At 68.6% G+C, this 8963-nt stretch carries 11 protein-coding genes; 10 read left to right on the forward strand and 1 reads right to left on the reverse strand.

Annotated elements, in window-relative coordinates; all coding sequences use genetic code 11:
• From pabB to ACIKT0_RS08820, 3 genes are all read left to right on the forward strand, one after another.
• The coding region (gene pabB, locus ACIKT0_RS08810; RefSeq protein ID WP_407104984.1) for an aminodeoxychorismate synthase component I at positions 1-984 on the forward strand (984 nt) is incomplete at its 5' end.
• Positions 981-1574: an anthranilate synthase component II gene (locus tag ACIKT0_RS08815; RefSeq protein ID WP_407104985.1), complete on the forward strand. Its 594-nt coding sequence runs from the start codon at positions 981-983 to the stop codon at positions 1572-1574. The genes pabB and ACIKT0_RS08815, both read left to right, overlap by 4 nt.
• Positions 1562-2395, forward strand: coding sequence for an aminotransferase class IV (locus ACIKT0_RS08820; RefSeq protein WP_407104986.1), 834 nt, complete (start codon positions 1562-1564; stop codon positions 2393-2395). Before ACIKT0_RS08815 ends, ACIKT0_RS08820 begins: the two co-directional genes overlap by 13 nt.
• A gap of 14 nt (positions 2396-2409) precedes the next feature.
• On the opposite strand, the gene ACIKT0_RS08825 is transcribed toward ACIKT0_RS08820, so the two are convergent.
• The gene (locus ACIKT0_RS08825; RefSeq protein WP_407104987.1) at positions 2410-2913 is read right to left on the reverse strand and encodes an invasion associated locus B family protein; all 504 of its coding nucleotides are present in this window, start codon (positions 2911-2913) and stop codon (positions 2410-2412) included.
• Between the two features lie 350 nt (positions 2914-3263).
• On the opposite strand from ACIKT0_RS08825, the gene coxB reads away from it, so the two are divergent.
• The 7 genes from coxB to ACIKT0_RS08860 form a co-directional block, all read left to right on the forward strand.
• A complete protein-coding gene (gene coxB, locus ACIKT0_RS08830; protein ID WP_407104988.1) occupies positions 3264-4124 on the forward strand; it encodes a cytochrome c oxidase subunit II in 861 nt (286 codons plus the stop codon).
• A 32-nt stretch (positions 4125-4156) separates the two neighbouring features.
• Entirely contained in the window at positions 4157-5764 is a 1608-nt protein-coding gene (ctaD, locus tag ACIKT0_RS08835; RefSeq protein ID WP_407104989.1) for a cytochrome c oxidase subunit I, read from the forward strand.
• Between the two features lie 135 nt (positions 5765-5899).
• Positions 5900-6868 carry a heme o synthase gene (locus ACIKT0_RS08840; protein ID WP_407104990.1) on the forward strand — a complete coding sequence of 323 codons (969 nt, stop codon included), beginning with the start codon at positions 5900-5902 and terminating at the stop codon, positions 6866-6868.
• 4 nt (positions 6869-6872) lie between these two features.
• Complete coding sequence (locus ACIKT0_RS08845) at positions 6873-7037, forward strand: hypothetical protein (protein WP_407104991.1); 165 nt, start codon at positions 6873-6875, stop codon at positions 7035-7037.
• The gene (locus ACIKT0_RS08850) at positions 7034-7633 is read left to right on the forward strand and encodes a cytochrome c oxidase assembly protein (RefSeq protein ID WP_407104993.1); all 600 of its coding nucleotides are present in this window, start codon (positions 7034-7036) and stop codon (positions 7631-7633) included. The genes ACIKT0_RS08845 and ACIKT0_RS08850 overlap by 4 nt, the downstream gene beginning before the upstream one ends.
• A gap of 66 nt (positions 7634-7699) precedes the next feature.
• The gene (locus tag ACIKT0_RS08855) at positions 7700-8533 is read left to right on the forward strand and encodes a cytochrome c oxidase subunit 3 (RefSeq protein WP_407104994.1); all 834 of its coding nucleotides are present in this window, start codon (positions 7700-7702) and stop codon (positions 8531-8533) included.
• A gap of 77 nt (positions 8534-8610) precedes the next feature.
• Positions 8611-8963, forward strand: a 353-nt coding sequence (locus ACIKT0_RS08860; RefSeq protein ID WP_407104995.1) for a DUF983 domain-containing protein, incomplete at its 3' end; no start/stop codon positions are given.

The following is an 8963-nucleotide window of genomic DNA, read 5'->3' on the forward strand; positions in this document are numbered from 1 at the left end:
CGCGCCTGCCCCGGCGCACCCGCTCGCGGTCTCCTTCGCCGTCGCCCTCGAGACCCAGGAGGAGATCGACCGCCCGCCCGCAAGCCGGTCGCCCCGGCGCCGCTCAGCTTCTCCTCGAACTTCGACCGGGCGGCCTATGAAGCCGCGATCGCCCGGACCGTCGAATACGTGCTCGCCGGCGACATCTTCCAGGCGAACGTCGCGCAGCGCTTCCTGGCGGAGCTGCCGGAGGGGTTCGACGCCTGGGCGTTCTACCGGCGCCTCAGGACCCGCAACGCAGCGCCCTTCGCGGCCTATCTGGACTTCGGCGACGTCGTGGTGGCGTCGAGCTCGCCGGAGCGCTTCGTCCGGGTCGAGGGCGACCATGTCGAGGCGCGGCCCATCAAGGGCACGGCCAAGCGCTGGACCGATCCGATCGCGGACGGCTCCTCCTCGCGCGCGCTGCTCGGCTCCGAAAAGGACCGCGCCGAGAACGTCATGATCGTCGACCTGCTCCGCAACGACCTGTCGCGGGTCTGCCGGCCCGGCACGGTCGAGGTCCCGACGCTGTGCGGGCTCGAGACCTACGCCTCGGTCCATCACCTGGTCTCGGTGGTGACCGGACGGCTGCGCGAGGGGCTCGGCGTCGTCGACCTTCTCCGGGCGAGCTTCCCCGGCGGCTCGATCACGGGCGCGCCGAAGCTGCGCGCGATGGAGATCATCACCGAGATCGAGCGCCACGCCCGCGGCGTCTATTGCGGATCGATCGGCTGGATCGGCTTTACGGGCGACGCCGATTTCAACATCGCGATCCGGACCGCGACCCTCGCCCGGGGCAAGGCGCTGTTCCAGGCCGGCGGCGGCATCACGGCGCTGTCGGACCCGGCGGCCGAATATGACGAGACGCTGACCAAGGCGCGCGCCGTGTTCGACGCCTTCGGGGGGCGGCTCGCCGAACAGGCCGAGCACGCGCAGCCGTTCGCGGCCGCCGGAGGTCTGCGATGATCCTCGTCCTCGACAATTACGACAGCTTCGTCTTCAACCTCGCGCGCTATTTCGAGGAGCTCGGGCGCACGACCGAGGTCGTCCGCAACGACGCCGTGACGGTCGACGAGATCGAAACAGCGCGGCCCGACGCGATCGTGATCTCGCCCGGACCCTGCACGCCGAACGAGGCCGGGGTGTCGCTCGATCTGATCCGGCGGCTGTCCGGGACGGTCCCGATTCTCGGCGTCTGCCTCGGCCATCAGGCGATCGGGCAGGCCTTCGGCGGCCGTGTCGAACGGGCCCGGCGGCCGCTGCACGGCCGCTCCTCCCGGGTCCGGCATGATGAGGCGGGGCTCTTCGAGGGGCTGCCGAACCCGGTCGCGGTCGCGCGCTACCACTCGCTGATCGTCGAGTTCGACGAGGGATATTCCGGGCCGCTCGCGGTCACGGGCCGGTCGGAGGAGGGCGAGGTGATGGCGCTCGCGCACAGCCGGCACCCGACCTTCGGGGTCCAGTTCCATCCCGAATCGATCCTCACCGAGGGCGGGCACAAGCTGCTCGAGAACTTCCTGACGATCGCGGACCGCCGCCAGCCATGCATCGCCTGAACGGAGTTCCGGTCGAGAACGGCGCGACCGCCTTCGATCTGGCGGATCGGGGCCTCACTCTCGGCGACGGCCTGTTCGAGACGATCGCCGTATTCGGCGGCCGGCCGGCGCTGCTCGACGCGCATCTCGACCGTCTGGCCACGGCCGCCGCCGAGATCCGCCTGCCGGTCGACCGCGGCTTCCTCGAGGCCGAGGTGGCGGCGCTCGCGCAGGGCGCGGCCGACGTCGTGGTTCGCCTGACCGTGACACGCGGGGCGGGCGCGCGGGGCCTCGCCTTTCCCGGCGATCCGACCCCGACCGTGATCGCTTCCTCGTCGCCCTATCCGGCGGGCGCGTTGTTCTCTGCCGTCCGCCTCGCCCAGGCGTCGATCCGGCGCAACCCGACCTCGTTCGCCTCGCGCGCCAAGACGCTCTGCTATCTCGACAACGTCATGGCCTTCGACGAGGCGCGGATGGCGGGCGCGGACGACGCGCTGATGCTGAACGTCGCGGGCCGGGTCGGCTCGACCGCGATGGCCAATCTGTTCGCGATCCTCGACGACGAACTCGTCACGCCGCCGCTCTCGGAAGGAATCCTGCCCGGGATCATCCGCGCGGCGGCGCTGGAGGTCGCGCCGACGGTCGGGCTTGAGCCGGTGGAGCGGCCGCTGACGGTCGAGGAGCTGATGCGCGCCGACGCGGCCTTCGCCACCAACAGCGTCCGGCTCGTCATGCAGGTGAAGGCGGTCGACGGCGCGGCGATCTCCCGCGCGGCCGAGCCGCTCGTCCGCCGGCTCGCCTCAGCCGTGGCGCATGTCTGCGGCGCGCCCCAGCCGGCCTGAGCCAGCCGGGAAGCTCAGGGCAGGGCGTCGTACCCGGGGCCGAACCCGTTCAGCGAGACCGGCACCCCGATGCCCTCTTCGGGCGTCTGGAAGATGATGAAGGTGGCCTGCTTGCCGGTCTTCAGCTGGTTCACCAGCTTGTCCTCGAGCACGACCTCGGCGACGCAGCCGTTCGGCAGGCAGCGCACGAAGCCGGCGCGGCCGACCTCGGTCTGGTCGATCCTCAGGCCGAGGCCGGAGGGCAGCAGCACGCCGAGCGGGGCGAGCACGCGCAGCAGGCGGCTCTTCTTGTCGGCGGTCTTCAGCACGATCACGGTGAGGCCGACGTTCGGACGGTCCTCGGCGGTGACGCTCTGGACGAGCGCGCACTGCTCGCCCTGCGCGCCCGGCGGGGTGTCGCAGCGCATCTGCCAGTCGCCATGCGTCGCCTTGACGGCGCCCTGAGCCGCGGCTGCGACCGGCGAGAGGGCGGCGAGGGCGGCGGCGAGAATCACGGCCGCGGAACGTTTGGAGGGCACGTTCGGCTGTCTCCCGGTGCGTGGTGTCAGGGGGCGTAACAGAGCCCGGGGCGGTGTCAAGAGAAGCCGGCTCGCGAACGCCAGCGCTCTGAAAGCACACAGCTTCGGGGCGATTTCGCGCCCAAATGCCGCATCCGCGCCTACGATTGGTCACATTGAGCTTTGCTGCCGCTTATGGTTTCAGAAAGCCGCTAAATTGGGCGGGGACCACGGCGAGTGTGGTGCGCCGGAACCCAGCGAGGCGAAATGCGGCGTCGCCAAGGCTTACGGCCTTGCGGGGCGGCGTACGCGCGTGACAACAAAGGGGGCCCTGCCAAGGGGCTTCGGGAAGCGACGAGAGGCTCGCAGATATGCTTCGAACCGGACGTCCGACGACGATCCTGGCCGCCGCGCTCGCAGCGACGATCGCAGCCGCCGCTCCGGCTCTTGCAGGAACGGGGCAGCCCTCGCCGTGGCAGCTCGGCCTTCAGGGTGCGGTGACGCCGATTTTCCATCAGGCGCACTCCTTCCACGCCTTCTTGCTCGCGATCATCACGGTGATCGTGCTCTTCGTGCTGGCGCTGCTGGTCTACTGCGTCGTGCGGTTCCGCGAGGAGAAGAACCCGGTCCCGTCGAAGACGACGCACCACACCCTGCTCGAGGTGGCCTGGACGATCATCCCGGTGCTCATCCTGGTGGTGATCGCGATCCCGTCCTTCCGCCTGCTCTACGCCCAGTACTCGCCGCCGCCGGCCGACCTGACGATCAAGGTCGTGGGCCGCCAGTGGAACTGGGACATCGTCTATCCCGACGCGAACGAGCTGACGCTGACCCAGATCATGCTGGAGCCGGAAGAGCTCGAGCCCGGCCAGCCCCGGCTGCTCGCGGTCGACAACAACGCCGTCGTGCCGGTGAACAAGGTCGTGCGCGTCCAGGTCACCGCCGAGGACGTCATCCACTCCTTCGCCATGCCGTCCTTCGGCGTGAAGGTGGACGCGGTGCCGGGCCGCCTCAACGAGACGTGGTTCAAGGCCGAGAAGGAAGGCATCTATTACGGGCAGTGCTCCGAGCTCTGCGGCCTCGCCCACGCCTTCATGCCGATCGCGATCCAGGTCGTGAGCGAAGACACCTACAACAAGTGGCTGGAGGCGGCTAAGACCGACACCGAAGCCGCCAAGAAAGTGCTCCAGCAGGCGAGCGCGAGCTCCCTGACGTCGGTCGCGTCGCGCTGACGGCCTGAAAGAAGACTGAGGAGACGATCGCCATGGCGACAGCAGCGACGCACGGGCATACGCCCGCTCATCATGCGCACCCGACGGGTTGGCGCCGGTACGTCTATTCGACGAACCACAAAGACATCGGGACGATGTACCTGATCTTCGCGATCTTCGCCGGCATTCTCGGCGGAGCGCTGTCGATCGGCATCCGCATGGAGTTGCAGAATCCCGGGATGCAGATCTTCGGGGATCCGAACCTCTTCAACGCGTTCGTGACCTCGCACGGTCTGATCATGATCTTCTTCATGGTCATGCCGGCCATGATCGGCGGTTTCGGCAACTGGTTCGTGCCGCTGATGATCGGCGCGCCCGACATGGCCTTCCCGCGGATGAACAACATCTCGTTCTGGCTGCTGATCCCGGCGCTGGGGCTGCTGATCATCTCCATGTTCATGCCCGGCGCGCCCGGCTCGCATGGCGTCACGGGCGGCTGGACGATCTATCCGCCGTACTCGACGACCGGCCAGCCCGGTCCGGCCATGGACTACGCGATCCTCGCGCTGCACATCGCGGGCGCCTCGTCGATCCTCGGCGCGATCAACTTCATCACCACGATCTTCAACATGCGCGCCCCGGGCATGACGCTGCACAAGATGCCGCTGTTCGCCTGGTCGGTGCTGATCACCGCCTTCCTGCTGCTGCTGTCGCTGCCCGTTCTGGCCGGCGCCATCACCATGCTGCTGACGGACCGCAACTTCGGGACGACCTTCTTCACGCCGTCCGGCGGCGGCGACCCGATCCTGTTCCAGCACCTGTTCTGGTTCTTCGGCCACCCGGAAGTGTACATCCTGATCCTGCCCGGCTTCGGCATGATCAGCCACATCATCGCGACCTTCTCGAAGAAGCCCATCTTCGGCTATCTCGGCATGGCCTACGCCATGGTGGCGATCGGCGTCGTCGGCTTCGTCGTGTGGGCGCACCACATGTACGTCTCGGGCATCTCCGTGAACACGCAGGCCTACTTCGTGTTCGCCACGATGGTGATCGCGGTGCCGACGGGCGTGAAGATCTTCTCCTGGATCGCGACCATGTGGGGCGGCTCGATCTCGCTCCGCACCCCGATGATCTGGGCGATCGGCTTCATCTTCCTGTTCACGGTCGGCGGCGTCACGGGCGTCGTGCTCGCCAACGCCGGCATCGACCGCTCGCTGCACGACACCTATTACGTCGTGGCGCACTTCCACTACGTGCTGTCGCTGGGCGCCGTCTTCGCGATCTTCGCGGGCTGGTACTACTGGTTCCCGAAGATGTTCGGCTACATGTACAACGAGACCATCGGCAAGGTGCACTTCTGGGTGACCTTCGTCGGCGTCAACCTGGTCTTCTTCCCGCAGCACTTCCTCGGACTCGCGGGCATGCCGCGCCGCTACGCCGACTATCCGGACGCGTATCACGGCTGGAACATGGTCTCGTCGATCGGCTCCTACATCTCGGCCCTCGGCGTGCTGATCTTCCTCTACGGCGTGTTCGAGGCGTTCTCGAAGAAGCGGGTCGCGGCGGCCAATCCGTGGGGCGAAGGCGCCACCACGCTGGAGTGGACGCTGTCCTCGCCGCCCCCGTTCCACCAGTTCGAGACGCTGCCGCACATCAAGTGACGGCGACCGGCGGAAGGCGCTCGCGCCTTCCGCCCCAAGCCGAGGATCGCGCCGGGGGGCGCGGCCCTCTTCAATGAAGGAACTGCGTTCGGCGCCGCCCTCGCGCGCGCCCGAACGAGCAAGGCGTATCTCCCCATGTCGCTGATCCAGGAAGACCGTCTCGAGCGCCCCGCGCTCCCGGCGTTGCCGGGGCCGAGCCTCGCCGGCGTCGACGACTACCTCGCGCTTCTCAAGCCGCGCGTGATGTCGCTCGTCGTCTTCACGGCCCTGACCGGGATCGTGCTCGCCCCCCAGGGCATCCATCCGGTGCTGTCGGCGATCTCGCTGCTCTGCATCGCGATCGGGGCCGGGGCGTCGGGCGCGCTCAACATGTGGTGGGACGCCGACATCGACGCCGTGATGGCCCGCACCGCCAACCGGCCGGTTCCGGCCGGCCGCGTCATGCCCGGCGAGGCGCTCGGCTTCGGCGTCACGCTGTCCGTCGGCTCGGTGCTGATGCTGGGCCTCGTGGCGAACTGGCTCGCGGCCGGGCTGCTCGCCTTCACGATCTTCTTCTACGCCGTCATCTACACGATGTGGCTGAAGCGCTGGACGCCGCAGAACATCGTCATCGGCGGCCTCGCCGGCGCCATGCCGCCGATGGTCGGCTGGGCCGCCGCGACCGGCTCGGTCAGCTTCGGCAGCGCCGTCCTGGTTGCGATCATCTTCATGTGGACGCCGCCGCATTTCTGGGCGCTCGCCCTGGTCAAGTCCGACGACTACAGCCGCGCGGGCGTTCCGATGCTGCCCTGCGTCGCTGGTCCCGACGAGACCCGCCGGCAGATCCTGCTCTATTCGCTGGCGCTCGCGCCGCTCGGCGTCGCGCCGGCCTTCATCGGCCTCGGCGGCCCGATCTATCTCGCCGTCTCGACCGTGCTCGGGCTGATCTTCGTGCAGCGCGCCTGGGTCGTGTGGCGGGTCCGCGAGGGCGAGCCCGCGCGCCGCGCCGCGATGCGCCTGTTCGGCTTCTCGCTGGTTCACCTGTTCGGCCTGTTCTTCACCCTTCTGGCGGAGAAGGCGCTCGGCGTCGCCGCGCTTCCCGATCTGCTCGCCGGCTGGATGTGACGCCGTGGCGGATGAACCCGAAAAAGGCGTGGTCCTCACCGAGGAGCAGAAGCGCCGCCGCCGTTCTCGCAGCATCGCGATCGCGATCGCGCTCGCCGTGCTGGTGTGCCTGTTCTACCTCGTGACCATCTTCAAGATGGGCGCGGACGTGGCGAACCGATCGCTATGAGCAAGGACGAACCCGACATCAGGAGCCCCCGCGGACGGCGCGACGTCGTGGTCGCGGCGAGCTGCGTCGCGGTCGTCGCGGCGATGGTGGGCGCGTCCTACGCCGCCGTGCCGCTCTACGACATGTTCTGCCGCGTGACGGGCTTCGGCGGCACCACCCAGGTCGCGACCAGCGCCCCCGGGAAGGTGCTCGACCGCGAGATCACCGTGCGGTTCGACGGCAACGTCGCGCCGGGGCTCGGCTGGAAGTTCGGGCCCGAGCAGAACGAGATGAAGGTGCGGATCGGCGAGACCAAGCTCGCGCTGTTCCGCGCGCAGAACGTCTCGGACAAGCCGGTCACCGGCACCGCGACCTACAATGTGACGCCCGAGCAGTTCGGCGCCTATTTCTCGAAGGTTCAGTGCTTCTGCTTCACCAAGCAGACGCTGCAGCCGGGCGAGTCGATGGACATGCCGGTGGTGTTCTTCGTCGACCCGTCGCTCGCCGACGAGCACGGGCTTGACGGCATGAGCCAACTCACCTTGTCGTACACGTTCTATCCCGACAGCGCGGCCAGATCGGCCTCCGCAGCCGGGACGGAACGGCCGAAGACCTGAAGAGCGCGCGCCGCGACGGCCCGGAGAACTGGCCGCGCGGAACCTGAGGAAACCTGGGGGACCCCGATGGCCGACGCCCACGCGAAGCATCACGACTACCACCTCGTCGACCCGAGCCCATGGCCCTTCGTCGGCTCCATGGCGGCCTTCGTCATGGCGGTCGGCGCGGTTCACTGGTTCAAGGGCGCGCCCCCCTATGTGGCGCTGATCGGCCTCGCGGGCGTGCTCTACACGATGGTCGCGTGGTGGCGCGACGTCATCAACGAGGGCAACAGCGGCTTCCATAGCCGCGTCGTCCAGCTGCACATGCGCTACGGCATGATCCTGTTCATCGCCTCCGAGGTGATGTTCTTCGTGGCGTGGTTCTGGGCCTATTTCGACGTCGCGCTGTTCCCCGGCGAGGCCAACCAGTTCCAGCGCACCGAGCTCACCGGCGGGGTGTGGCCGCCCAAGGGCATCGAGACCTTCGATCCCTGGCACCTGCCGCTGCTCAACACGCTGATCCTGCTGACCTCGGGCACCACGGTGACCTGGGCGCACCACGCGCTGCTGCACAATGACCGGCGCGGCCTGAAGCTCGGCCTGCTGCTGACGGTCGTGCTCGGCGTGCTGTTCACGGTCTGCCAGGTGATCGAGTACCGGGAGGCGACGTTCAGCTTCCACGGCAACATCTACGGCGCGACCTTCTTCATGGCGACCGGCTTCCACGGCTTCCATGTCATCGTCGGCACCATCTTCCTGCTGGTCTGCCTGTTCCGCGCGATGGCCGGGGCGTTCACGCCGAAGGCGCATTTCGGCTTCGAGGCGGCCGCCTGGTACTGGCACTTCGTCGACGTGGTCTGGCTGTTCCTGTTCGCCGCGATCTACGTCTGGGGTCAGGGGCCGGCCGTCGCGCACTGACGCGAGGCTCCTCGACCGAATATCGGAGGCCGCCGGCGACCGCCGGCGGCCTTAGCCGTTTGAGGGAAGAAGCCACGATGGACGACGGCCGGGCCGTCATGTCGAGCGGCGCCTCCGCTCTCGCCGGCGCCGTCGGGCGCTGCCCGGCCTGCGGCCGGGGCCGCCTGTTCGACGGCTACATCAAGCTGCGGCCGTCCTGCGCGGCGTGCGGCCTGGACTTCGGCTTCGCCGATTCCGGCGACGGTCCGGCGGTGTTCGTCATGCTGGTCGCGGGCTTCGCGGCCCTCGGCTTCGTGCTCTGGGCGGAGCTCGCCCTCGCCCTCTGGTCGGCCAGAGGCGCGCGCCGGATTCCGCCATTCGTGGCTGTCGGAGACCCCGGGGTGTTCGCGTCGCGGGCGGCGCTCCTCGGGATCGATCTCCCGCTTGCCGA

The organism is Hansschlegelia beijingensis (assembly GCF_045505405.1).
GTDB lineage: Bacteria > Pseudomonadota > Alphaproteobacteria > Rhizobiales > Methylopilaceae > Methylopila > Methylopila beijingensis_A.

What these genes read in the sequence shown, in the direction of transcription:
- ACIKT0_RS08850 (WP_407104993.1), top strand. Translation starts at nt 7,034, where the DNA reads ATGAGCAAGGACGAACCCGACATCAGGAGCCCCCGCGGACGGCGCGAC.
- coxB (WP_407104988.1), top strand. Translation starts at nt 3,264, where the DNA reads ATGCTTCGAACCGGACGTCCGACGACGATCCTGGCCGCCGCGCTCGCA.
- ctaD (WP_407104989.1), top strand. Translation starts at nt 4,157, where the DNA reads ATGGCGACAGCAGCGACGCACGGGCATACGCCCGCTCATCATGCGCAC.
- ACIKT0_RS08840 (WP_407104990.1), top strand. Translation starts at nt 5,900, where the DNA reads ATGTCGCTGATCCAGGAAGACCGTCTCGAGCGCCCCGCGCTCCCGGCG.
- ACIKT0_RS08815 (WP_407104985.1), top strand. Translation starts at nt 981, where the DNA reads ATGATCCTCGTCCTCGACAATTACGACAGCTTCGTCTTCAACCTCGCG.
- ACIKT0_RS08855 (WP_407104994.1), top strand. Translation starts at nt 7,700, where the DNA reads ATGGCCGACGCCCACGCGAAGCATCACGACTACCACCTCGTCGACCCG.
- ACIKT0_RS08820 (WP_407104986.1), top strand. Translation starts at nt 1,562, where the DNA reads ATGCATCGCCTGAACGGAGTTCCGGTCGAGAACGGCGCGACCGCCTTC.